General features: G+C 69.4%; 22 protein-coding genes. 13 read left to right on the forward strand and 9 right to left on the reverse strand.

Features of this window, described 5'->3' with window-relative positions; genetic code table 11:
* Positions 1-5: 5 nt before the first annotated feature.
* Positions 6-1427, reverse strand: coding sequence for a DASH family cryptochrome (locus HSX14_RS00485; protein WP_173174803.1), 1422 nt, complete (start codon positions 1425-1427; stop codon positions 6-8).
* A gap of 196 nt (positions 1428-1623) precedes the next feature.
* On the opposite strand from HSX14_RS00485, the gene HSX14_RS31370 reads away from it, so the two are divergent.
* The 4 genes from HSX14_RS31370 (at position 1624) to HSX14_RS00505 (ending at position 5506) form a co-directional block, all read left to right on the forward strand.
* Positions 1624-2304 (forward strand): hypothetical protein, encoded by a 681-nt coding sequence (locus HSX14_RS31370; protein WP_173174805.1) that lies wholly within the window; start codon positions 1624-1626, stop codon positions 2302-2304.
* Between the two features lie 74 nt (positions 2305-2378).
* Positions 2379-2972 carry a MarC family protein gene (locus HSX14_RS00495; RefSeq protein ID WP_111259329.1) on the forward strand — a complete coding sequence of 198 codons (594 nt, stop codon included), beginning with the start codon at positions 2379-2381 and terminating at the stop codon, positions 2970-2972.
* Positions 2969-3781 (forward strand): N-acetylmuramoyl-L-alanine amidase, encoded by an 813-nt coding sequence (locus tag HSX14_RS00500; RefSeq protein ID WP_173174807.1) that lies wholly within the window; start codon positions 2969-2971, stop codon positions 3779-3781. Before HSX14_RS00495 ends, HSX14_RS00500 begins: the two co-directional genes overlap by 4 nt.
* A 93-nt stretch (positions 3782-3874) precedes the next feature.
* On the forward strand, positions 3875-5506 hold the full coding sequence (locus HSX14_RS00505) for an EAL domain-containing protein (protein ID WP_420803763.1): 1632 nt from the start codon (positions 3875-3877) through the stop codon (positions 5504-5506).
* Positions 5507-5652: 146 nt separating this feature from the next.
* On the opposite strand, the gene HSX14_RS00510 is transcribed toward HSX14_RS00505, so the two are convergent.
* Both HSX14_RS00510 and algB read right to left on the reverse strand, forming a co-directional pair.
* Positions 5653-7428: an ATP-binding protein gene (locus tag HSX14_RS00510; RefSeq protein WP_173174812.1), complete on the reverse strand. Its 1776-nt coding sequence runs from the start codon at positions 7426-7428 to the stop codon at positions 5653-5655.
* Positions 7425-8771, reverse strand: coding sequence for a sigma-54-dependent response regulator transcription factor AlgB (gene algB, locus HSX14_RS00515; protein WP_111259333.1), 1347 nt, complete (start codon positions 8769-8771; stop codon positions 7425-7427). Before algB ends, HSX14_RS00510 begins: the two co-directional genes overlap by 4 nt.
* A gap of 228 nt (positions 8772-8999) precedes the next feature.
* Here algB and HSX14_RS00520 point away from each other — a divergent pair, with 228 nt between their 5' ends.
* The 6 genes from HSX14_RS00520 to HSX14_RS00545 all read left to right on the forward strand — a co-directional run bounded on the left by HSX14_RS00520 (position 9000) and on the right by HSX14_RS00545 (position 11688).
* The gene (locus HSX14_RS00520; protein ID WP_173174814.1) at positions 9000-9824 is read left to right on the forward strand and encodes a BON domain-containing protein; all 825 of its coding nucleotides are present in this window, start codon (positions 9000-9002) and stop codon (positions 9822-9824) included.
* Between the two features lie 33 nt (positions 9825-9857).
* Positions 9858-10292 (forward strand): ferritin-like domain-containing protein, encoded by a 435-nt coding sequence (locus HSX14_RS00525; RefSeq protein ID WP_173174816.1) that lies wholly within the window; start codon positions 9858-9860, stop codon positions 10290-10292.
* Positions 10293-10543: 251 nt separating this feature from the next.
* The gene (locus HSX14_RS00530; protein ID WP_173174818.1) at positions 10544-10807 is read left to right on the forward strand and encodes a hypothetical protein; all 264 of its coding nucleotides are present in this window, start codon (positions 10544-10546) and stop codon (positions 10805-10807) included.
* A gap of 19 nt (positions 10808-10826) precedes the next feature.
* Positions 10827-11021, forward strand: coding sequence for a hypothetical protein (locus HSX14_RS00535; protein WP_173174820.1), 195 nt, complete (start codon positions 10827-10829; stop codon positions 11019-11021).
* 31 nt (positions 11022-11052) lie between these two features.
* Positions 11053-11214, forward strand: coding sequence for a DUF1328 domain-containing protein (locus HSX14_RS00540; RefSeq protein WP_021218842.1), 162 nt, complete (start codon positions 11053-11055; stop codon positions 11212-11214).
* Positions 11215-11223: 9 nt separating this feature from the next.
* On the forward strand, positions 11224-11688 hold the full coding sequence (locus tag HSX14_RS00545; protein ID WP_173174822.1) for an inhibitor of vertebrate lysozyme family protein: 465 nt from the start codon (positions 11224-11226) through the stop codon (positions 11686-11688).
* A 306-nt stretch (positions 11689-11994) separates the two neighbouring features.
* On the opposite strand, the gene wrbA is transcribed toward HSX14_RS00545, so the two are convergent.
* Positions 11995-12591, reverse strand: coding sequence for an NAD(P)H:quinone oxidoreductase (gene wrbA, locus HSX14_RS00550; protein WP_173174824.1), 597 nt, complete (start codon positions 12589-12591; stop codon positions 11995-11997).
* Positions 12592-12730: 139 nt separating this feature from the next.
* On the opposite strand from wrbA, the gene HSX14_RS00555 reads away from it, so the two are divergent.
* Positions 12731-13957: a nucleoside recognition domain-containing protein gene (locus HSX14_RS00555; RefSeq protein ID WP_173174826.1), complete on the forward strand. Its 1227-nt coding sequence runs from the start codon at positions 12731-12733 to the stop codon at positions 13955-13957.
* Between the two features lie 172 nt (positions 13958-14129).
* Here HSX14_RS00555 and HSX14_RS00560 read toward each other — a convergent pair whose 3' ends face one another.
* From HSX14_RS00560 to HSX14_RS00580, 5 genes are all read right to left on the reverse strand, one after another.
* A complete protein-coding gene (locus HSX14_RS00560; protein ID WP_173174828.1) occupies positions 14130-15167 on the reverse strand; it encodes a DUF5924 family protein in 1038 nt (345 codons plus the stop codon).
* Between the two features lie 91 nt (positions 15168-15258).
* Positions 15259-16650, reverse strand: a complete 1392-nt coding sequence (locus HSX14_RS00565) for a M16 family metallopeptidase (protein WP_173174830.1) — start codon at positions 16648-16650, stop codon at positions 15259-15261.
* Between the two features lie 60 nt (positions 16651-16710).
* The gene (locus tag HSX14_RS00570) at positions 16711-18294 is read right to left on the reverse strand and encodes a methyl-accepting chemotaxis protein (RefSeq protein ID WP_173174832.1); all 1584 of its coding nucleotides are present in this window, start codon (positions 18292-18294) and stop codon (positions 16711-16713) included.
* The gene (locus HSX14_RS00575) at positions 18291-20522 is read right to left on the reverse strand and encodes a putative bifunctional diguanylate cyclase/phosphodiesterase (protein ID WP_173174834.1); all 2232 of its coding nucleotides are present in this window, start codon (positions 20520-20522) and stop codon (positions 18291-18293) included. Before HSX14_RS00575 ends, HSX14_RS00570 begins: the two co-directional genes overlap by 4 nt.
* A 166-nt stretch (positions 20523-20688) precedes the next feature.
* Positions 20689-20994 (reverse strand): hypothetical protein, encoded by a 306-nt coding sequence (locus tag HSX14_RS00580; RefSeq protein WP_173174836.1) that lies wholly within the window; start codon positions 20992-20994, stop codon positions 20689-20691.
* 179 nt (positions 20995-21173) lie between these two features.
* On the opposite strand from HSX14_RS00580, the gene HSX14_RS00585 reads away from it, so the two are divergent.
* Together HSX14_RS00585 and HSX14_RS00590 are read left to right on the forward strand one after the other, a co-directional pair.
* Positions 21174-22091, forward strand: coding sequence for a bile acid:sodium symporter family protein (locus HSX14_RS00585; protein WP_173174838.1), 918 nt, complete (start codon positions 21174-21176; stop codon positions 22089-22091).
* Positions 22079-23041: an NAD-dependent epimerase/dehydratase family protein gene (locus HSX14_RS00590; protein ID WP_173174840.1), complete on the forward strand. Its 963-nt coding sequence runs from the start codon at positions 22079-22081 to the stop codon at positions 23039-23041. The genes HSX14_RS00585 and HSX14_RS00590 overlap by 13 nt, the downstream gene beginning before the upstream one ends.
* Positions 23042-23055 lie beyond the last annotated feature (14 nt).

Raw genomic sequence — 23055 nt, forward strand, 5'->3', positions numbered from 1 at the left:
CCGCCTCAGGCGGCGTAGGTGAGGTAGGGCTTCCAGTCTTCCGGCACGCGCTCCAGGCGCGGGTAGTCCAGGGCGTCCAGTTGCAGGCGCGACAGCTGGAAGGGCGTGTGCCGCAGCTCCGGCGGCAGCGCACGCAGCTCCGGCAGCCAGAGGCTCACGTAGCTCGCATCCGGGTCGTAGTGACGGGCCTGGCGCAGGGCATTGAAGGCCTGGCTGCGCTGCGGGTCGCTGGCCACGCCGGCCAGGTACGCCCAGTTGCCCCAGTTGCTCGCCGGGTCGTAGTCCAGCAGGTGTTCCTCGAACCAGGCCGCGCCGTGGCGCCAGTCCTGCTCCAGGTCGTGCACCAGGTAGGCGGCCACCACCTGCCGGCCACGGTTGGACATGAAGCCCGTGGCGGCCAGCTCGCGCATGCTGGCGTCCACCAGCGGCATGCCGGTGCGGCCCTGGCACCAGCTCTCGAAACGTTCATCCAGGTGCCGTGGCGCACGCTCGGTGGCCTTCAGCCCGCCGGCCTCGAACAGCGCGCTGCCGTGGCGCAGCAGGGTCCAGCGGAAATAGTCGCGCCACAGCAGCTGCTGCCAGAGCTGGTGGGTGGAGGCATTGGCGCCGTACTGCGCCTCGTGACGACGCAGCTCGGCGGCGACGCGCCGTGGCGAGAGGCTGCCGTTGGCCAGCCAGGGGGAGAACTTGGAGGAGTATTCGCTGCCCACCATGCCGTTGCGGCTGTCCTGGTAACCGCGCACGCCCTGGCTGGTCCACAAGTAGTCGCGCACCCGTGCCAGCGCGGCGGTCTCGCCACCGGAGAAGGGGAACGCACTGATCGACAGGCTGACCGGCTCGCCCAGCCCCAGGCGGGTCGGCGTCGGCAGGGGTTCGAACAGCGCATCCACCGCCTCGGGCAGCGGTGGCAGAGACTCGGGGGCCGGCCGCGGCTGGTACACGCTGGGGCGCTGCTCGACCTGCTCGCGGAACTGGCTGAACACCGCCGGCAGCCGCTCCACCGGCGTCGGCAGCTCCTCGCGGCGCAACAGGCTGTTGCCGGCCAGCTCGCGCAGGCGGATATCGCCCAGGGCCTGGCGCACCTCCTCGACCAGGGCGCGCTCCCGGGGCGCCACCTCTTCGAGGGTCAGCACCTCGTTCAGGTCCAGGTGCTCCATCAGTGCCGGGATCACCTGCGCAGCGTCGCCCTGCACCACCAGCAGGCGCGAGCCGCGCTGGCGCAGCTCGGCGTCCAGGGCGGTAAGGCTTTCCAGCTGGAAGCGGGCGCGGTGCACACCCATGCGGCGGATGCCCAGGTCGCCCGGGCGCAGCAGCTTCGGGTCGAAGACGAACAGGGGAAGAACCCGGTCGGCCGCCAGCGCGGCCTGCACGGCGGGGGGGTCGTCCAGACGCAGATCCTGTTTGAACCAGAGCAGATGGCGGCGCATGACGTTGATCCTCGGCAGGCATTTCCCTATGCCAACGGATTCCGCTGGCCACTAGAAGTTATAGGCTTTTCGAAGGCGTTGAACAGTGCCGCCCGGAGGATGACCGGTGGCGTTGCTGCCCTCAGGCCGGGAGCTGCGTATAATCCGCCCCTTTTTTCGCGGGCCCTGCCCGCATTCACCTGTGGAGACATCGTCAATGCGTCTTTCCCTTTCGCGTATCGCCAGCTGGTTGGGTGGTTTTGCCCTGACCTTCGGCGCCGTCCAGGTCGCCGGCAACGAACTGCTGCAACTGCAGGACGGCAACCTGCAGTTCGCCACCCTTCCCTATTCCGCTGGCGAGAGCTTCCTCAGCTTCGCCGCCGAGCGCCCGGCTTTCACCGCCGGCCTCTCGCCCAAGGCCCTGGCCGACCTGCCCGGCCACACCCCCGCTCCCCTGCGCATGCGCATCGCCGGAGCCCACGCCACCCCCGCCCCCGGGCAGGGCGGCAACCTGCTCGGCCCCGCCTTCGACCTCCAGGCCCCGGGCTTCGACTACCTGACCCTCAGCCTCTACGACCGCGACGACCAGGACGAGCCCGGCCACAGCGTGCAGTTCAGCGGTGCCTGGGCCTACGCCTTCCGCCTCGGCGACGCCAGCTGGCTGCTGGACGGCGGCCTCGACTGGGCCGGCGCCGAAGGCGAGCGCGAGCAGGGCCTGAGCTTCAGCCCGCAGCTGAGCTTCGATGCCGGCGACTACTTCTTCGCCCAGGGTCGCCAGCTGTTCCTCGGCATCCAGTACCTGCAGCAGAGCGGCGGCTACAGCGAGCTGGACGACGTGCGCGGCAACGCCTCGCGCGACCAGCGCGCGGTCAACACCACCCTCAAGTACCACTTCTGACACCCGACCCGGCACGGCGGCGAGACGTCGCCGCCAGCGCCCTTTACACTTCGTCCTTCAGTTGAGGAGCGCCCATGGAAATTCTCGGCATCGCCGTGCTGATCTTTCTGGTCACCGACCCGTTCGGCAACATCGCCATCTTCCTCGCCGCACTGAAGAACGTCGCGCCGGAGCGGCGCCTCAAGGTGGCCCTGCGTGAACTGGTGTTCGCCCTCGGCCTGCTGCTGCTCTTCCTCACCTTCGGCGAGAACATCCTCAGCGGCCTCGGCCTGTCCCGCGAGGCCATCGCCATCGCCGGCGGCATCATCCTCTTCATCATCGCCCTGCGCCTGATCTTCCCGCGCCCCGAAGGCGTGCTCGGCGACCTGCCCGACGGCGAGCCGATGCTGGTGCCCCTGGCCACCCCGGCCGTGGCCGGCCCCTCCGCGCTGGCGGTGCTGATGACCCTGCGCAACACCCACCAGGGCGAGCTCTGGGAGCTCTACGTCGCCGTGCTGGTGGCCTGGGCCTGCACCGCCCTGATCCTGCTCCAGGCCGCCTTCCTGCAGCGCTTCCTCGGCCAGCGCGGCCTCATGGCGGTGGAGCGCCTGACCGGCATGCTGCTGATCATGCTCAGCGTCGACATGCTCCTGGACAACCTGCAAAGCGTGCTACACATCAGCCCATGAGAACCCTAGCCCTCGGCCTGTTGCTGGCCCTGCTCGCCGGTTGCGCCAGCGGCCCGCGCATCGACCGCAGCCAGACCTCGGTCAACCAGAACAGCCGCGTGCAGTACGTGGTGCTGCACTACACCTCGACCGACCTGGAGCACTCCCTCGCGCTGCTCACCCATGGCGAGGTCAGCGCCCACTACCTGATCGGCGCCCAGCCGCCGACCATCTACCAGCTGGTGGACGAGAACCGTCGTGCCTGGCACGCCGGCCAGAGCGAATGGCAGGGCCGCACCTGGCTCAACGCGAGCACCATCGGCATCGAGCTGGTCAACGAGGGCTACGAGCAGACCGCCACCGGGCGCAACTGGCAGCCCTTCGACGACCAGCAGATCGACGCCCTGATCGTGCTGCTCAAGGACATCGTCAAGCGCCACAACCTGCCCCTGGGCAGCATCATCGGGCACAGCGACATCGCCCCCCAGCGCAAGGTCGATCCCGGCCCCCTGTTCCCCTGGAAGCGCCTCGCCGACGCCGGCCTCGTGCCCTGGCCGGAGGCTTCCGCCGTGGCGGTGGAGCAGGCGCGCTTCGCCCAGGCGCTGCCCACCGTCGGCTGGTTCCAGATGCAGCTGGCCCGCCAGGGCTACCCGGTGCCGCGCAACGGGCAGCTGGACGAGGCCACCCGCAACGTCATCGCCGCGTTCCAGATGAAGTACCGCCCGCACCTGTTCGACGGCCAGCCCGATGCCGAGACCGCCGCCCTGTTGCTGGTGCTCAACCGCACCCCGGGGGAGAGCCTGCCGCCCCGCCCCGTGACGTTCAATTGACGCAATGACGCCGACGCGCGCCGGTCGGCGGCCGGCGCGATGATTTCCTGGCGGTGGGCTATACCTCACTGATCTCGCCAGGACGCGCTTGTCATCATGCAGCCCCCACTTTCCCGTTGGCGCCGCACCCTCTACCAGCCCCTGCCCGTGGCCATCCTGGCCGGCCTGCTGAGCGCCTGCCTGTTCGTGCTGGCGAGCCTGTGGCTGGCGGCCCAGCAGGCCCAGCGTGCCGAGCAGGAACAGATGAAGGTCCAGGGCGAACGCTTCCTGCAGCGCCTGGAGCAGGTGTTCGGCCAGCTCCACGAGGCCCTCGACAAGCTCGAAGCCCAGCCCCTGCGTGGCTGCGACATGGCCATGGTGGAGACGCTGCGGCAGATCAACTTCCGCTACCGCTTCATCTACGAGGCGGCCTTCATCGGCGGCGGCCAGTGCTGCTCCTCCTGGCCGCGGCAGAACTCCTTCGGCCCGGAGCGCCCGGCGGACATCGTCGGCCAGCGCCAGAGCTACTGGCTCAACAGCACCGACCAGCCCGACGACAACCTCGCCGCCCTGGTGGTGGGGCGCGGCTACTTCCGCCTGTCCACCTCGCGCGGGCACCTCAGCGACATGGTCGAGCTGCCCGCCGGCGCCAGCCTCCTGCTGCTGCCGAAAAGCACCGGTGCCGCCCTGCCCATCCTCGGCCTGGCGCAACCCTGGCCGCCCGGCTCCGAGTGGCCGATGCCCAAGGACTACGAGCTGGAGGTCAACGCCGATCGCCTGGCCTACCGCATGCCCACCCAGACGCCGGAGTTCGACCTGCTGGTGATGACCCCGCGCGGCGAGCTGCTGGCCCGCGCCCGTGACGCGCTGCTCGGCTGGCTGCCGGTTGCCGCCCTGCTGTCGCTGCTCTGCGGCGTGCTCGCCTACTACGCCATGTGCCGCCGCCAGTCCCTCAGCGGCGAGCTGCAGGGCGCCATCCGCCGGCGCGAGCTGCGTGTGCGCTACCAGCCGCTGTTCGACCTGGCCAGCCGCCGCTGCGTCGGCGCCGAGGCCCTGGTGCGCTGGCGCCGTACCGACGGCAACATGATGAGCCCGGACCTGTTCATCCCCCTGGCCGAGAGCACCGGGCAGATCCGCGACATCACCGATTTCATGATCGAGCAGGTGCTGGCCCAGCAGAGCGCCTTCCTGCGTGACAACCCGGAGCTGTACATCTCCATCAACCTGGCGGCCTGCGACGTCGGCTCGCCGCGCATCGCCCCGCTCACCGCCGCGCTGCTGGCGCGCTACCAGGTGCCGGCGCGGCAGATCGCCTTCGAGGTCACCGAGCACGGCCTGGCCGATATCCAGGCCGCCCAGGAGGTGCTCGGCCAGCTGCGTGCCCAGGGCCACCGCATCCTCATCGACGACTTCGGCACCGGCTACAGCAGCCTCGCCTACCTGCAGGCGCTGCCGGCGGATGTGTTGAAGATCGACAAGGCCTTCGTCGACGCCCTCGGGCACGATGCGGCCAGCAGCGGCGTGGCCCCGCACATCGTGCACATGGCCCAGGCGCTGCAACTGAAGGTGGTGGCCGAAGGCATCGAGCACGAGGCCCAGGCGCTGTTCCTCGCCAGCGAGGGTGCCCACTACGGCCAGGGCTGGCTGTTCTCGCGGCCGCTCACCGCCGCGCGTTTCCGTGACCTGGTGGCCGGCCAGCTCGACCTCGCCCAGGCCCTCAACGACGAAACCCTGCCCGCCGCCTGATCGCATTGGGAAACCCGTCGCTCCGAGGTGATGGGTTTCGCTTCGCTCTACCCATCCTGCAAGGACGTTCGAGCCCGCCCTCGTAGGAGCGAGCTCTGCTCGCGAAGCGCCCCCGCCTGTGCGGGGATGAAGGGAAAGGCGCGCCGCTAGAGCGGCAGGGCCAGGTAGAACTGCGCGCCTTCGCCGGGTCGCGAGTAGATGCCGATGCGCCCGCCATGGAGCTGGACGATCTCCTTGCACAGCGCGAGACCCAGGCCGACGCCGCCGGTGTAGCTGCCCAGCTGCACGAAGGGCTCGAAGATGCGCGCCTGCTGGCTGTAGGGCACGCCCTCGCCGTTGTCCTCGACGCTGAGGATCACCCGCTCGCCATGGCGCCGCGACTGCAGGCGGATGTGCCCGCCGTTGGGCGTGTGGCGGATGGCGTTGCTCACCAGGTTGTCCAGCACGCGCTCCACCTGCGGCCGGTCGATGGGCACGCGGGGCAGCGGCTCCAGGAGGTCCAGCTCGATGCTGATGCCCTTGGCCTGCGCCGGCTCCTGGAACCGCGCGCGCAGGCTGCCGAGCAGGTCGTCGATGTCGCAGGGCGCCAGGTTCAGGGTCTGCATGCCGTTCTGGTAGCGGGAGAAGTGCAGCAGGTCGTTGATCAGCCGCACCAGGCGCTGCATCTCCTCGTCCACGGTCAGCAGCAGGTCGGACTCGCGCGACTCCTCGGCGAAATCCAGGCGCTCGCGCAGCAGGCCGAACGCCATCTGCATGCCGGTCACCGGGGTGCGCAGCTCGTGGGAGGCGCGCAGCACGAACTCGTTGCGCACCCGCTCGAACGCGCGCTGCTCGGTGACATCGCGCAGCACCATCACCGCCCCGAGGATGCGCTCCTCGTCCAGGCTCACCGGCGTCAGGCGCCAGCTCAGCAGGCGGCTCTCGCCGTCGGCCTCGATGCTCAGGTCGTCCGGCTCCTGGGCCAGGGTCTCGCCGCGCAGCACCTGTTGGGTGGGCAGCTCCATGGCGGGGTTGTTCATGGCGTGGCTGAGGGTCTGGCCGAGCTGCTCGGTTTCCCAGGCCAGCTGGCGCTGGGCCACCGGGTTGGCGTGCTCGATGCGGCCCTGGCGGTCGAGGATCAGCAGGCCGTCGTCGATGCTGTCGAGCACTGCCTTCAGGCGCCGCTGCTCGGCCAGCAGCTTCTCGATATTGGTTTCCTTGAACAGCCGCAGGCCCTCGGCCATCAAGCCGAAGCGACGGCTCAGCGAGGCCATCTCGCTGACCGTGGAAATCGGCAGGGTCACCTGGAAGTCGCCCTGCCCGATCCGGTCGGCCGCGCGCGCCAGTGCCTCGATGGGCTGGCCGAAGCGGCGGGCGATGCCGTGGGCGGTGACGAAGCCGATCATCAGCACGGCGATGCCCAGCACGCCCAGCAGCGTCGCGACCAGGCTGGCGCGCTCGCGGGCGGACTGCTCGGCCTCGGCGGCGCTGTGCAGCGCGTGCTTCTGCAGCGCCAGCATGGCGTTGCGGGTGGCGTTGAGCGCCTGGCTGAAATCGTCGTCGCGGCTATCTCCGTCCACGCGCTCGCTGACCCGCAGGAAGTCGCCATAGGCATCGGCGATGGCCTGGAAGCCCTGGCGGGTCTGCTCGTCGCGGGCATTCATCAGGCCCTGCTGGAGGATGCCGAGGAAGCGCTTCTGCGAAGCCTGCAGCCCCGGCACGTCGGGGCGCTCGCGCGTCAGGTTGACCAACTGGTCGCCCAGGTGGGTGCGCAACTGCTCGCCCAGGCCGATGGTGGCGAAGTTGTAGGTGATCAGCTGCTCCTGCGAGCGGGCCAGCTGCATGACGCTGGTCAGCCCCAGCAACAGGCCCAGCAGGGCGACGGTGATCAGGGCCGAGATGCTGAGAAAAAGCCGCGTACGCAGCTTCATCGGCAGTTTCATAGACCGTACTGCTTGCGTTTTCGATAGAGCGTCGAGGCGTCGATCCCCAGGGTCCTGGCGGCCTGGTCGAGGGTTTCGCTGGCCGCGAGGACGGCAGCGATATGGGCTTTCTCCAGGTCTTCCAGGCTCATCGAGGCGCCTACGCGCGGTGCGTTGTTGGCCGGCGCCTCGCTCAGGCCCAGGTGGGCGATCTCCACCAGCTCCTGGCCGCAGATGATGCTGGCGCGCTCGATGACGTTGCGCAGCTCGCGTACGTTGCCGGGCCAGTGATAGCCCAGCAGGGCATCGCGCGCGGCGTCGCTGAAGCCGCGAGCCGGGCGCGCGTAGTCCTTCACGAAGCGGGCGAGGAAGCGCTCGGCCAGGCCGATCAGGTCCTCGGTGCGCTCGCGCAGCGGCGGCAGGTGCAGGGTGATGACGTTGAGGCGGTAGAGCAGGTCCTCGCGGAAGCGGCCCTCGCGGACCATTTCGTCGAGGTTGAGGTTGGTGGCGGCGAGGATGCGCACATCGGCGCGGCGGGTCACCGCGTCGCCGACCCGCTCGTATTCCTTGTCCTGGATGAAACGCAGCAACTTGGGTTGCAACGTGAGGGGAAAGTCGCCGATCTCGTCGAGGAAAAGCGTACCGCCGTCCGCCTGGTTGACCCGGCCGAGGGTGCTCTCGCTGGCCCCGGTGAAGGCTCCGCGGCTGTGGCCGAAGAGCTCGCTTTCCATCAGCTCCGCCGACAGCGACGGGCAGTTGATGGTCACGCAGGATTTCTTCGCCCGCTTGCTCCAGCCGTGGATGGCGCGGGCCAGCTCGCCCTTGCCGGTGCCCGACTCGCCGAGGATGAGGATGTTGGCGTCGGTGCTCGCCACCTGGCGCGCGGTTTCCAGCACCGCCATCATCGCCGGGCTCTGCGAATCCAGGCCGTCGCCGGGCTTGCGCACTTCGCCTTCCAGGGCCTCCAGGCGCGCCGTGAGCTGGCGCACCTCCAGTTGCTTGGCGGCCGAAAGGCGCAGCTGGTCGGGGCTGCACGGCTTGACCAGGTAATCCGCCGCGCCGGCCTGCATGGCATCCACGGCGGTGTCCACCGCCGAATGCGCGGTGACGATCACCACGCGCATCCAGGGTGCCTGCACGCGCATCTGCGCGAGCACATCCAGGCCGTTGTCCTCGCCCAGGCGCAGGTCGAGGAAGCACAGGTCGAAGACCTGGCGCTGCAGGATGGCTTCGGTCTGCGCCGCGCTGCTGGCGGTGGCCACGCTGTAGCCCTCGTCCTCCAGGCAATAACGGAAGGTGCGCAGGATCGCCGACTCGTCGTCGACCAGCAGGATGCGTCCCTTGGTTTCCGTCGCTGTTGCCATTTTTTCGCTCCGCATTGTTCAGTCGTACCGCTTAGTCCAGGAATTATCGTGCAAGTTGCATGGTTCTTTCATACATGTATTGCAGCCTGCATGCAGTGACTATCTGCAGGTTGTGACCAAGTAGCTGATTCATAAGGAAAAATAAGGCCAAAAAGGGCTGGCATGACCCTTGCCGTTTCCCTGTATCGGAAGGCGCCGGAGCGCCGGATCGCATGACAGGGGGTTTCCATGTGGCACTTGCGCAGGCTCGCGCTGGCGGTGATCGGCAGCACGCTGATGGCGGCCCCGTCGGCTCCCTCGCTGGCCCGCGAGGGCTGGAGCCAGCGTTTGCACGAGGCTCGCCAGGAAGGCTCGGTGTGGACGGCCTTCGCCTTCAACCGTCATCTCTCGCCCTTTTCCCTCAACGTCGATGTCGAAGGCAGCCTGGCCACGCTCACCGGCACGGTGGAGAGCGAGGTCAAGCGCGAACTGGCCGAGCAAGTGGCGCTGGGCATCGAGGGCATCGAGACGGTGGACAACCGCATCCGCGTCGATCCCGGCGTACGCCCGCACCTGGTCTCGGTCGCCGCCGCGGACGAGCGCCTCGACGACGCCACCGTCAAGGCACGCGTGAAATCCAGGCTGCTGTGGAACACCCGCACCGAAGGCCTGGATATCGGTGTCGAGTCCCATGCCGGCCTGGTGACCTTGAGCGGCGAGGCGGACAGCGCGCAGGCCCGCGAGCTGGCCGGCAGGCTCGCCGCCAGCACCGAAGGCGTCGAGCGGGTGGACAACGCCATTCGCGTGACCGGCGAGCCGGACAGCGCTCCCCGCGCCCAGGATCGGCCCGCCGCCCTGCTGGGCGACGCCTGGATCACCGGCCGGGTGAAGACCCGTTTTCTCTCCAGCAGCAGCCTTGGCGCCCTCGACATCTCCGTGGAGACCGAAGGGGGTGTGGTCCGCCTTGCCGGCACCGTGGCCACGGCTGCCGAAAAGGAACTGGCGGTGGAAACCGCGCGCAATGTCCGCGGCGTGCTCGACGTGCAGGCCGCATCCCTCAAGGTCGCCGGCTGAGGCGATCACCATCGGCAAGCAAGGAGAAACTCCATGACCCGAACCACCGCGCAACTCAACGAACTGATCGAGATCACCCGTGATGGCGAGCGCTTCTACCAGCACGCCATCGAGGAAGTGAAGGACCCGGTCCTGCAGGGCCTGTTCCGCGACATGGCCCAGGCCAAGACCCAGGTCATCCAGGCCCTGGCGGTGAAAGTCGCTGCCAACCACGAGGACCCGTCCACCGGCGGCACCTTCGTCGGCAAGCTGCGCCAGGTCTATGCCGATACCCGCGCGTCGCTCTCCAGCGACGAGAAGGCCACCTACGTCGGCCAGTTGGAGGAAGCCGAGGACCGCATCCTGCACGCCTTCGAGGATGCGCTGGAAAGCGCGGAGCCCGAGGTCCGCGGCCTCATCGCCCAGGAGATGCCCCGGGTCAAGGCGTGCCACGACCGCATGCGCAGCCTGAAGCAGGCGATGAAGTGAGCCGGGACCGGACAGGGATGTCCGGCCATGCAAAACGCACGACGCCGCACCGGCGATCATGCAAGTTGCCAGTCACGATGCCCGCTGATTGATAAGTAAGTTATTGAATTTAAAGGGATTTAGTTGGAAGCAAAAACTGGCATGCGCTCTGCAATCTACAGATCAGGAAGCGTCGCCAGGTGGCGATGAAAGCAGAACAGGCGGGGGGCTCCGGTCCCCCGATCGATCAACGGCCCAGGAGGTGTTTCAGGATGAACCGTCGTCACGCACGTATCGCCCTCGCGGGCAAGCTACTGCTGGCCACCCTCGCCGTGGCGCTGGTCGTGCTCGCCGGTCAGTCCTGGCGCCTGCACCTGCAGGCCGGGGAGCGCCAGCAGCCACTGCCGGCGCGGATCGACATTCTCCCGACGCCTGCCGCCTTCCATGCCAACGGGATGCTCCACGACGGCTCGCTGCAGAGCGTGGCCCAGGAGCGCTGGAACGACCAACCCCAGCAGCCCCGCTGGGTGTTCTGAGCCAACAAGGAGATTCGAGATGTGGACCATCGCCCTGTTCCTGGTAGCCCTTCTGGCCCTTCCCCTGCTGATGCTTGGCAGCGCCCTGGCGGTCGGCCAGGCCCTGCAGGACAGCAATGATTTCAGCGGCATCGATTTCGTAAACCCGGCTGCGGAGGAAACGTCCGAAGCGCAGCCCACTCAGCCGCAACCGGCCTGGTCGCCGGCGCACTGAGAACCCGACAAACCGAAGAAGGAGAACCACCATGCTCAGCTGGGCACTTACATTCCTCGTCATCGCCATCGTCGCTGCGGTACTGGGCTTCGGCGGCATCGCCGGCACCGCTGCGGGTATCGCGAAGATTCTCTTCGTGCTGTTCCTGGTCCTGTTCGTGGTGTCCTTCATCTTCGGCCGCCGCCGGGGCTAGGGAGGCGCGATGCACATCCTGCGCACCCTCTGCGCCGCCACCGCGTTCGGTTTCGCCAGCACCCTGGTGCTGGCGGCCGACACGGACGCGCAGCATAGGCTCAACGAACTGCTGGGCACCGACCCTCAGTACCGCGAGACCTGGCAGGCGCTGGTGGAAGATGAAAGCCGTCTGCCCGATTGGGTGATGAACCTGAGCGGGACGGCACCGCCGATGAAGGCGGTGGACCAGGACGGTGACAAGTTTCTGGTCGGCGAGTTGTGCGAGCCGCACGCCTGCGCCAGCCAACGCCTCCTGGTCGCCTTCAGCTGGGACAAGGAGGACGCCTACGCCCTGCTGGTGCAAGTGCCGGAAGGCCTGCCCCAGGACAAGTCGCCGAGCCGCCACGCCAGCTTCCGCTGGCTGGGCGAACCGGACGCCGAGGTGAAGGCGATTCTGGACGAACAGCTCAAAAGCGATCCGAACTGGTACTGAAGCCGTTCAGACCACAGGCCCCGCAGGCGGGGCCATGACCAGGGGGCCGGGTTGTACCGCGTCGGTAGAGCGGCATGACCTAGGGGTAAAGGGGTTACCTCCGCGACTGCGGGCCGGGTCAGGCGAAGCCGCCGCCGGGAAGCTGCGATCCAGCTTCTCGGGGGCAGCGTTATCAAGAGCAGCTGCAAGCTGCAAGCTGCAAGTTACAAGCTGCAAGTTACAAGCTGCAAGTCAAGCCAAGAACAGAAGCCCCGAGCCACTCGCTTTTAACTTGGCGCTTGTAGCTTGCCGCTTGCCGCTATCCCTCTATTGCAACCTGATTGCCAACTTGGCCACATGGGCGCCCTGGAACTTGGCGAGTGCGAGTTCCTTGTCGGTCGGCGTGCGCGAGCCGTCGGCACCGGCGATGGTGGCCGCGCCGTAGGGCGAGCCGCCGCGTACTTCGCTGATGTCGGTCAGCTCGGGGGCTGCGTAGGGCAGGCCGACGATGAGCATCCCGTGGTGGGCCAGGGTGTTCCAGAACGAGGTGATGGTGGTTTCCGAGCCGCCGCCGGTGCCGGTGGAGGTGAAGACGCTGCCGAGCTTGCCCACCAGCGCGCCCTTCGCCCAGAGCCCGCCGGTCTGGTCGAGGAAGGTGCGCATCTGCCCGGCCATGTTGCCGAAGCGGGTCGGGGTGCCGAAGAGGATGGCGTCGTAGTCGGCCAGCTCCTGCGGGCTGGCCAGCGCGGCCGGCTGGTCGAGCTTGGCGCCGGCGTTGCGCGCGATGTCCTCGGGCATGGTCTCGGCGACGCGCTTGAGGGTCACCTCAACGCCCGGCACGCTGCGCGCACCCTCGGCCACCGCTTCGGCCAGGCGTTCGATATGGCCGTACATGGAGTAGTAGAGCACCAGGACCTTCTTCATCGTCATCTCCCAGGTCTGAGGTCATAAGCGACCGACCCGGTTCAGCCTAGATGGCTTTCATGACATTGCCGGGTGGCTTCCTGGCGCGGGCCGGCTTCGCGCCGCTATCATCCGCGCATCGTTTTTCGGGGGATCGTCCATGCTCAACGGCCTTTGGCTCGGCTTCTTCATGGTCGCCGCGACGGCGGCGCTGGTGCGCTGGATCGGCGGCGACCCGGGCGTCTGGGCGGCCATGGTGGAAAGCCTGTTCGCCATGGCCAAGCTCTCGGTCGAGGTGATGATCCTCCTGTTCGGCACCCTGACCCTGTGGCTGGGCTTCCTGCGCATCGCCGAGAAGGCCGGCCTGGTGGAGGCGCTGGCGCGCCTGCTCGGCCCCCTGTTCCACCGGCTGATGCCCGAGGTGCCGCCGGGGCACCCCGCCCTGGGGCTGATCACCCTCAACTTCGCCGCCAACGGCCTGGGCCTGGACAACGCCGCCACGCCCATCGGCCTCAAGGCCATGCGCGCCCTGCAGGAACTCAACCCCAGCGCCACCACGGCGAGCAACGCGCAGATCCTATTCCTGGTGCTCAACGCCTCGTCCCTGACCCTGCTGCCGGTGTCGATCTTCATGTACCGCGCGCAGCAGGGTGCCGGCGACCCGACCCTGGTGTTCCTGCCCATCCTGCTGGCCACCAGCGCCTCCACCCTGGTGGGCCTGCTGTCGGTGGCCGTGATGCAGCGCCTCAGGCTGTGGGACCCGGTGGTGCTCGCCTACCTGGTGCCCGGCGCCCTGCTGCTGGGCGGCTTCATGGCGGTGCTGGCCGGCCTCTCCGCCACGGCCCTCGCGGCCTTGTCGTCGCTGCTGGGCAACCTGGTGCTGTTCGGCCTGATCCTGTCGTTCGTGTTCGTCGGGGCGTTGAAGAAGGTGCCGGTGTACGAAACCTTCGTCGACGGCGCGAAGGAAGGCTTCGACGTGGCCAAGAGCCTGCTGCCGTACCTGGTGGCCATGCTCTGCGCGGTGGGCGTGCTGCGCGCCTCCGGTGCCCTGGAGTTCGGCCTCGACGGCATCCGCATGCTGGTGGAATGGGCAGGGCTGGATACGCGCTTCGTCGACGCCCTGCCCACGGCGCTGGTCAAGCCGTTCTCCGGCAGCGCCGCCCGCGCCATGCTCATCGAGACCATGCAGAGCCAGGGCGTGGACAGCTTCCCCGCGCTGGTGGCGGCCACCGTCCAGGGCAGCACCGAGACCACCTTCTACGTGCTCGCGGTGTACTTCGGCGCCGTCGGCATCCAGCGCGCCCGCCATGCCGTGGGCTGCGCCCTGCTGGCCGACCTGTCCGGCGTCATCGCCTCGATCCTGGTGTGCTACTGGTTCTTCGGCTGATGCCGGTTCGGCGATTCCGGGCTGAAGCCCGGGCTGCATGCCGAGCCTGTGGGAGCGGATTCATTCGCGATGGGCGGCGGGTTTCACCCGCCCTACGGGACGCCATCTGCCCAGGGGCCCTGTAGGGGCGCCTTCAGTCGCCAAGCGATGCGTGGCTCCGCTGCGCCGGGGCTCAATGGGGCTTGGGCGGCAGCGGGTCGTCGGTGACCTCGAAGCGCAGGGTGCCGATCATCTGGCCGGCCTCGGTCACCACGCGCACCTGCCAGCTGCCCACCGGGTTGGCGGGGAAGTTCTGCTTGTGGGTCCAGGCGCGGTAGCCCTTTTCGCGGCCGCCGTGGATGTCCAGGGCGATGCGGTCCACTTCCTTGCCCTCGAAACGCCACAGGTGATAGATGCGCTCGTTCAGCCCGCGCGGCGCGTTGATCGCGGTGTAGGCGTAGAGGCCGTCGCTGCGCAGGTCGGCGGCGGTGACGGTGTGCACGCCCTTGCCGGGGGTGCGCTGGTGGTCGTCCAGCTCCGGGGTCACCGCCACTTCGGTCAGCCACAGGGTCGCCGGCGGCACCATCACCCGGGTCAGCCAGCCGGTGGCACCCAGTGCCAGGGTCAGCCCGACCAGGGCCAGCCCGCGCCACCAGCGCTGCACGCGGATGATGCTGTAGAGGCTGAGGAAGGACAGCAGCACGGCGATGCCCAGGGACCACTCGAAGCTCTGCGCGGTGGTCAGGTGGAGGATGATCGGCAGCGCCGTGAGCAGCACGGCGAACAGGGTCAGGGTGTGGTAGGCGAGGAACAGCCAGCGGTGCGGCGCCAGGAAGCGGTTGTACAGCGGGTCGGTGATGGAGATCACCGCGGCCACCGCCAGCATCCCGGTGAACAGGGCCTGGCCGCTGTTCCAGCTGGTGGTGATGAGGAAGAAGGGCAGCACGAAGAACAGGCTTTCCTGGTGGATCAGCTGGGTCAGGAAGCGTGTCAGCGGTGGCGGCAGCTCGATCTTGAACAGGCGCTCGATGCTGCTGCGGAACAGATTCTCCAGCAGCAGCCATACCCAGCTCACCAGCATGATGATGGCGATCACCTTGGCCAGGCGCGCCCCGCGGTCCACCAGCAGGAAGCTGCCGACCCCCGAGCAGAAGCCGTAGAGCGCGATGAGCCGGGGGTGGCGCTGGATCAGCGCGATCAGGGCGAGCAGGCGGTTTTTCCAGATCGACATGGGCAGGTCGGACGAGGCTGCGGGGGCCGCAGGATACTGCCCGTCCGCCGGCCTGAGAAGGCGCGCGACGGCCGGGCCGACGGCCTGCGGCTCAGGCGGGCGCGGTGCGCGGGGCCTTGCGGCGCCGGTGCCACAGCAGGGCGCCGGGCAGGGCCAGGGCGAGCAGCGCCGGCAGCAGCCAGCCCAGCTGGTCATAGCCCAGCAGCGGCTGTTCGATGCGGATGTAGCCCGGCTGGCGGAACAGCTCGCGGGCGATCGCATCGACCTGCTGCGGCGTCACCGCGCGCAGGGCGGCGGCTTCGTCGCCGAAGTGGCCGTCCTGGTAGTCGCCCAGGGCGCCCCAGTAGTAGTCGGCGAGCGCGGTGTTGCCTTGCGCCGCCCAGGCCTGGCGGCTGATGGCGAGGCCGCGCAGGCGTTCGAAGGTGGCCGGGTCCAGCCCCTGGTCGCGCAGGCGGGCGGTGATCCGCCGCAGCACCGCGAGGGCGGGCTCGACGTCGTCGCGCTCCAGGTCGGCGTTGAGGCTGAGGAAGACCTCGGCGCCGAAGGCGCGGCGCTCGGTCCAGGGCCCGTAGGACAGGCCGCCCTGGATGCGCAGCTGCTGGTAGAGCTCCCAGTTCAGGTAATCCTTGAGCAGTTCCCAGGCGGCGTAGTCGGCACCCGCCACCTCCGGTTCCGGGAAGATCCAGTGCAGCGTGGCGCTCTCGCCCACCAGGCCGCGACGCAGGATGCGGCGCTCGGCGGCGTTGCCGTTGCTGGTGGGCAGCTCCGGGTGCTCGCGCACCTCCACCGGCGCCAGGGCGCCGAAGCGGCGCTCGATGAAGGCCGGCAGCAGGCGATCGAGGTCGCCGACGACGATCAGGCTCATGTTGTTCGGCGCGTACCAGTCGCGGCGCAGGGCCTCCAGGGCCTCGCGCTGCAGGTGCGCCACCTGGGGCCGTTCGGCGCAGGCCAGGCCCAGTTCGACGGCGAGCTGCTCGTGGGCCTCGCGGCCGAGATCCTGCTGGTCCAGCAGGCGCTCCAGGTGCGAGTAGTGGCCGCCCCCCTCGCGCTCCACCACCTGCTTGGCGGTGGCGATGCGGGCGTCGTCCAGGGGCGTGTCGCCGAGCACCTGCAGCAGCAGGTCGAGCACCTTGCGCTGGTTCTGCGCCGGCGCCTCGATGACGAAGGCGGTGTCGCTGGTGCTGGTGAAGGCGTTCCATTCGCCGCCCAGGGCCTGCATGCGCGCCTCCAGGCCCGCTTCGCCCTCGCCGTCCAGGCCGCTGAAGAACAGGTGCTCCAGCAGGTGCGGCAGCTCCTTGTCGCGGCAGGCGAAGTCGTCGAAGCCGACGCCCACCACCAGGCGGATGGCGACATGGCCGCGCTCGGAGGTGGGCTTGAGGATCACCTGCAGGCCGTTCTGCAGTTCGTAGCCCTCGACCCGGTTGCGGTCGGCGGCGTGCACCGTGGCACCGAGCAGGAGCAGCAGGCAGAGCAGGTAGCGCATGGCGTGGGTCTGGTGGCGAGGAAGCGCCGAGCATAGCGGATCGCCCCCGCCCCTGCGCAATCACCCCAGGCCGCGGCGGCTGCTCCAGAACTGCAGGGCCAGCTGGCGCAGGTCGGCGGCCAGGCCGGCCACCTCGCCGGCGCTGCGCTGGCTGCACAGGCCGCTGTTGGCGTTGTCGTCGGCGGCGCGGCGGATGGTCGCCAGGCTGCGCTGGATCTCCTCGCTGGCGGCGCTCTGCTGCTCCACCGCGCTGGCGATCTGCAGGCTCATGCCGTTGATGGCGCCGACCTGCTGGTTGATCCGCTCCAGGGACTCGGCCGCGCGCTGGGCCTGGGCCAGGCTGCTCTCGGCCTGGGCGCAGCTGCGCTGCATGGCCGCGACGGCCTGCTCGGCGCCGCTCTGCAGGCTGTTGATCATCTGGTTGATCTGCGCGGTGGACTGCTGGGTGCGCCCGGCCAGGGCGCGCACCTCGTCGGCCACCACGGCGAAGCCGCGCCCGGCATCCCCGGCCCGCGCGGCTTCGATGGCGGCGTTCAGGGCCAGCAGGTTGGTCTGCTCGGCGACGCCCTGGATCACGTCCAGCACCTGGCCGATCGCGCTGCTGTGGTCCTGCAGCTCGCGTACCACGCGGGTGGCGTTGCGCACTTCCTCGTCCAGTTCGGCGATGCGGGCGCGGGTCGCGCTCACCTCGTGCTGGCCGATGCGTGCGGCATCGTCGGTCTGGTCGGCGGCGCAGGCGCTCTGCTGGGCGCTGCGCGCCACTTCCTGGACGCTCCCGGCCATCTGCCCGACGGCGGTGGCCACCTGGTCGGTCTCCAGCTGCTGGCGGTGGCTGCCGGCACTGCCGTGGGCGACGGCGGTGGCCAGCTCCTCGGCGTGTTCGGCGAGCTGGCGCGAGGATTCGGCGATGCGCCCGACCAGCGCGCCGGTCTCCATTTCCAGCATCTGCAGGCAGAAGCCGAGCTGGCCGAATTCGTCGCTGCGTTGGCCGTAGACCGCCTGGCTCAGCGGGTTGTCGGCGATGCCCCGGGCGCGGCCCAGGAGTTCGCGCAGCGGGCGCAACTGGCGGCGCAGGGTCAGCCCCGCGCAGCCCAGCGCCAGGCCCCAGGCCGGCACGGCGGCGAGCAGGCCATAGGGCGCCAGGGCCTGGTACAGGCCGATGCCCAGCGCCATGCCCAGGGCCGGGCCGGCGAGCAGGCGCAGGTGCAGCGGCAGGCGCGAGCGGGCGGGCATGCGGCCGGCCTCGAGCCCGGCGTAGAGCCGTTCGGCACGCTGCACCTGCTCGGCGCTGGGGCAGGTGCGCACCGACTGGTATTCCAGCACCTGGCCGTCACGCACCACCGGGGTGACGAAGGCGCTGACCCAGTAGTGGTCGCCGTTCTTGCAGCGGTTCTTGACCAGGCCCATCCAGCTGCGCCCGGCCTTGAGCGTCCGCCACAGGTGGGCGAAGGCGGCCGCCGGCATGTCCGGGTGGCGCACCAGGTTGTGGCTCTGGCCGATCAGCTCGGGGCGGCTGAAGCCGCTGATGTCGACGAAGTCCTGGTTGACGTGGGTGATCACGCCCTTGAGGTCGGTGGTGGAGAGGATGTTGGCGTCGTCGGCGAAGGCGACGGCGCGCCCGCTGACCGGCAGGTTGCGTTTCATGGGGTGGCTCTCGTGGTGGCTTCGGGCAGCAGGCACCAGTGCCCGTCGAAACATTCCTCGCCGTTGAACAGGCGCTCCAGTGCCTCGGGCGGACGCGGGCGGCTGAACCAGAAGCCCTGGGCGTAGTGGCAGTCCTCGGCGGCGAGGAAGTCCAGGTGTTCGGGGCGCTCGACGCCTTCGGCGATCACCTCCAGCCCCAGGCTGCCGCCCAGGCCGATGATGGCGCGGGAGATGGCGCGCAGCTCGGGGTCCTCGGGGGCGCCCTCGATGAAGCTGCGGTCGACCTTGAGGATGTGCAGCGGGAAGCGCTTGAGGTAGCCGAGGGAGGAGTAGCCGGTGCCGAAGTCGTCCAGCGCCAGGCGCACGCCCTGGCAGGCCAGTTCGCGCAGGCAGGCGAGGGTGTCGGCGCCGTCCTGCATCAGCAGGCTCTCGGTGATCTCCAGCACCAGGCTGGAAGGGGGCAGGTCCGATTCCTCGAGTATCGCCTTGAGCCGCGCGGCGAAGCCCGGCTGGTGCAGCTGGCGGCTGGAGAGGTTGACCGAGCAGCGCAGGCCGCGCTGGCCGTCCAGTTGCCAGGCGCGGGTCTGGCGGCAGGCCTCGCGCAGCACCCAGTCGCCGACGGCGATGATCTCGCCGGACTCCTCCAGCGCCGGGATGAACTGCGCCGGCTGCACCAGGCGGTCGCCCTGGCGCCAGCGCAGCAGGGCCTCCACGCCAACCAGCAGCGGCTGGCCCTGGTCGGTGCGGCAGATGGGCTGGTAGTGCAGTTCGAACTCGTCGCGTGCCAGGGCCTGGGCCAGGGCGCTTTCCAGGTCCAGGCGGTTCTTCGCGGCGGCCTGCAGCTCGCTGCTGTAGCGGGCGATCTGCGCCTTGCCGGCCTCCTTGGCGCGGTACAGGGCAAGATCGGCGGCCTGCAGCGCGTCGATGGTCTGGCCCTCGGCCTGGAGCCCGGTGATGCCGATGCTGGCGCTGACCACCAGGGTGCGCTCGTCCAGGTGCAGCGGCTGGTGCAGGCTGTCGAGCATGCGCTGGGCCACGACCTCGGCGTCGCCCAGGCAGGCCAGGTCGTCGAGCAGCACGACGAATTCGTCGCCACCGAAGCGCGCCAGGTGGTCGCCTGGACGCAGGCAGCGTTCCAGCCGATGGGCCACCTCCACCAGCACGCGGTCACCGACGGCGTGGCCGAGGCTGTCGTTGATCAGCTTGAAACGGTCGAGGTCGATGAACAGCAGCGCCGCCTGGCGCGCACCGGGCTTGAGCTGGCGCTGCAGGGCCTGCTGCAGGAGCTCGTCCAGGCGCAGGCGGTTGGCCAGGCCGGTGAGCGGGTCGTGCCGCGCGGCGTGGCTGAGCTGGTGCTCGGTGGCCTTGCGCTGGCTGATGTCGGTCTGCGAGCCGGCCATGCGCCTGCCCTCGGCGACGCCGCGCACCAGGACCCAGAGGTAGCTGCCGTCCTGCTGGCGCATGCGGTACTCGTGGCTGAGCCAGGGGCTGTCGCCGCGCAGGTGGGTGTCGATGGCCTGGCGCAGGGCCGGCAGGTCGTCGGGGTGGACGCGGGCGAACCAGCCGGCGCTGCTCTCGCCGAAGGCATCGCGCGAGCGGCCGAGCATGCTCGCCCAACGCTCGGAGATGTACAGCCGGTCGTGCTCCAGGTCCCAGTCCCAGAGGCCGTCGTTGGCGCCGCGCAGGGCCCGGGCGAAGCGCGCCTCGCTGTCTTCCAGGGCCTGGTGCTGGGCGGCGCTGTAGGTGTCGATGGCCAGGGCGATGTCGAAGAACACCGCCTTCATCAGGCTGCCCAGGGTGCGGGTGGTCTCGTTGTCGCCGAGCAGGCCGGTGAGCATCTGGTCGAGATACAGGCGGTAGGCGCCCAGGTACCACTTCAGCTCGACGCCGACGCGCTGGTGCACCAGGCCGACCTTGAGCCGGTGCATGACGTAGTCGCGGTCATAGGGGCCCTTCCACAGGCGCTGGTAGTAGTCCAGCTGGCTGGCCTTCAGGCGTGCGAGGGTCGCCGGGTCGCGGAGGATGCTGGCGGTCGGCTCGAAGTGGCCGAGGTGTGCGTAGAGGCGCTCGACGAACACCTCGTGCAGGGCCTCGACCGACTCCGCCTGGCGGTTCAGACGCGCGGCGTCGAGCGCCTGCCAGTCCAGGTAGCGGCAGCGCTGGTCGATTTCGCGGCGGCCGAGGCCGATCCTGCCGAGCATCCCCTTGAGCTGTGTTTCGAACCCCATCCCTCGTCCCCCGTGAAAACCTGCGGGCAATAAAAAAGGCGCCACGCGTGGCAGCTCCAAGTGGAACTGCCACGCGTGGCGCCTTGTCTTGCAGGCCCTTGCGTCCTGCCCGGCAAAGCCGGTTTCCGCCCTTGGCGGAACCTTGCAGCGCGAGGTTGTACACCAGTCAGGCCGGGCGCGACAACTCTTCCAGTGCCTGCTCCAGGCGCCTGCGCAAACGCCCGAGTTCCCTGGACTTGAAGGCGTGACGGGTGCGGTCGAGCACGGTCACCGCCTCGTCGAGGAGCAGGCGCAACCGGGTGGTTTCGCTGAGGGGCGCGTCCTTGAGCCATCGGCACAGGGGCGCACGCTGGCACTGGCCGGTCTCGGTGATCACTTCGCAGACGACACCCATGGCGGGCAGCATCTCGCGCAGCAGGCAGGCGAGCGCAGGATCGGTGATGGCGGCGATCGGCGGATCGGAGCTGTCCATGGTCGGGGCTACGGCTGATGGCAATTGGCTATGCACTCTAGCCATCACCCGGTCGGCGGGCATTGATCGGCGTCAGTCTGTCGCGAATCGCCACAGAGCATGGCGGCGTCGGCCACTGCCGCCTGTAGGAATCTGCCGTTACATTGGCGGCCATAACAAGAACCACGGGCGGCCTTGCCATGAACTACGACGCGAACCAGCAGCTGATCCTCGCTCTGGTGCTGGCGGTGATGATCTTCGGTGTTTCCCTGGAGCTGCGCATCGGCCAGTTCCTCGCCGTGCTGCGCCAGCCGCAGCCGGTGCTGGCGGGCATGCTCGGGCAGTGCCTGATCCTGCCCTGGGCGACCCTCGCGGTCACCCTGCTGGTGGACCTGCACCCCGGCCTCGAGCTGGGCCTGCTGCTGGTGGCCTGCTGCCCCGGCGGCAACCTCTCCAACGTGATGACCCACCTGGCGCGCGGCAACACCGCGTTGTCGATGAGCATGACGGCGCTGTCCAGCCTGCTGGCGCTGGTGCTCCTGCCGCTCAACTTCGCCCTCACCAGCGGCCTCAACCCGGAGGCTTCCGCCTACCTCGCCGGGCGCCTCAGTGCGCTGCAGATGGATCGCGGCAGCATTCTCGTCAGCGTCGTCGTGCTGCTCGGCCTGCCGCTGCTGGCCGGGATGCTGGTGGGCAACCTGTGGCCGCGCCTGGCGACCCGGGTGATGCCCTGGTTCAAGCGTTTCTCGCTGCTGGCCTTCGTGGTCTTCGTCGGCGGCGCGGTGGCCGGCAACTGGCGCCTGTTCGTCGACAACCTGGGCCTGGTGTTCTTCATCGTGGTGCTGCACAACGCCAGCGCCATCGTCCTCGGCTGGGCCATGGCCAAACTCGCCCGCCAGCGCGGCGCCAACCTGCGGGCCATGGTCATCGAGATCAGTATGCACAACTCCGGCCTCGCCCTGGGGCTGATCTTCGCCCAGTTCGGCGGCGAGCCGAACATGGCGCTGGTGGCGGCCTTCTGGGGCACCTGGCACCTGGTCAGCGGCCTGCTGCTGGTGGCGTTCTGGCGCAACCGACCGCTGCCGGTCGACGAGGAGGCCCTGCCATGCGCGTCCTGATCACCGGCGCCGCCGGCTACATCGGCCACCAGTTGCTGGAAGCGCTGGTTGCCCGGCATCCCGACTGGAGCCTGGTGGCCGCGGACATCCGCCCGCTGCCGGCCAGCGCCCGGGGGGCGAACGTCGAGGAGGTGCAACTGGACATCGCCCGGGCCGAGGCGGTGGAAGCCTGCATCGCCCACTGGAAGCCCCGGGCCATCGTCCACCTCGCTTCGGTGGTGACCCCGCCGCCGGGCATGAGCGAGGCGACCCTGCACGCCATCGACGTCGAGGGCACCCGCGCGGTGGTCGCCGCCGCCGCCGCCCATGGCGTCGAGCAACTGGTGGTGACCAGTTCCGGCGCCGCCTATGGCTACTACCCGGAGAACGCCGAGTGGATCGACGAAGCCGACCCGCTGCGCGGCCATGATGCCTTCGCCTACGCCCGCCACAAGCGCGAGGTGGAGGAGCTGCTGGCTGCAGCACGCGAGCGCCACCCGCAGCTGCGCCAGCTGGTGCTGCGCCCGGGCACCATCCTCGGGCGGCGGGTGGACAACCAGATCACCGCGCTCTTCGACAAACCCTCGGTGATGGGCGTGCGCGGCCACGACAGCCGCTTCGTGTTCATCTGGGACCAGGACGTGGTGGCGATCATCCTCCAGGGCCTGGAGCGCGGCGCCGAGGGCATCTACAACCTGGCCGGCGACGGCGCGCTGAGCATGGCCGAGATCGCCGCCATCCTCGGCAAGCCCTACCGGCCGCTGCCGGCGACGCTGATCCTCGCCAGCCTGGCGCTGCTCAAGCCCCTTGGCCTGACCCGCTACGGACCCGAGCAGCTGGACTTCCTGCGCTACCGGCCGGTACTCGCCAACCGGCGCCTGAAGGAGGAGTTCGGCTACCAGCCGCGGTACTCCAGCCGCGAGGCGTTCCTGGCGTTTCTCGATGCGCGGGGCCTGTCGCCGCGTGCCTGAGCCCGGCGGTGCGC

The organism is Pseudomonas tohonis, from assembly GCF_012767755.2.
Taxonomy (GTDB): domain Bacteria; phylum Pseudomonadota; class Gammaproteobacteria; order Pseudomonadales; family Pseudomonadaceae; genus Metapseudomonas; species Metapseudomonas tohonis.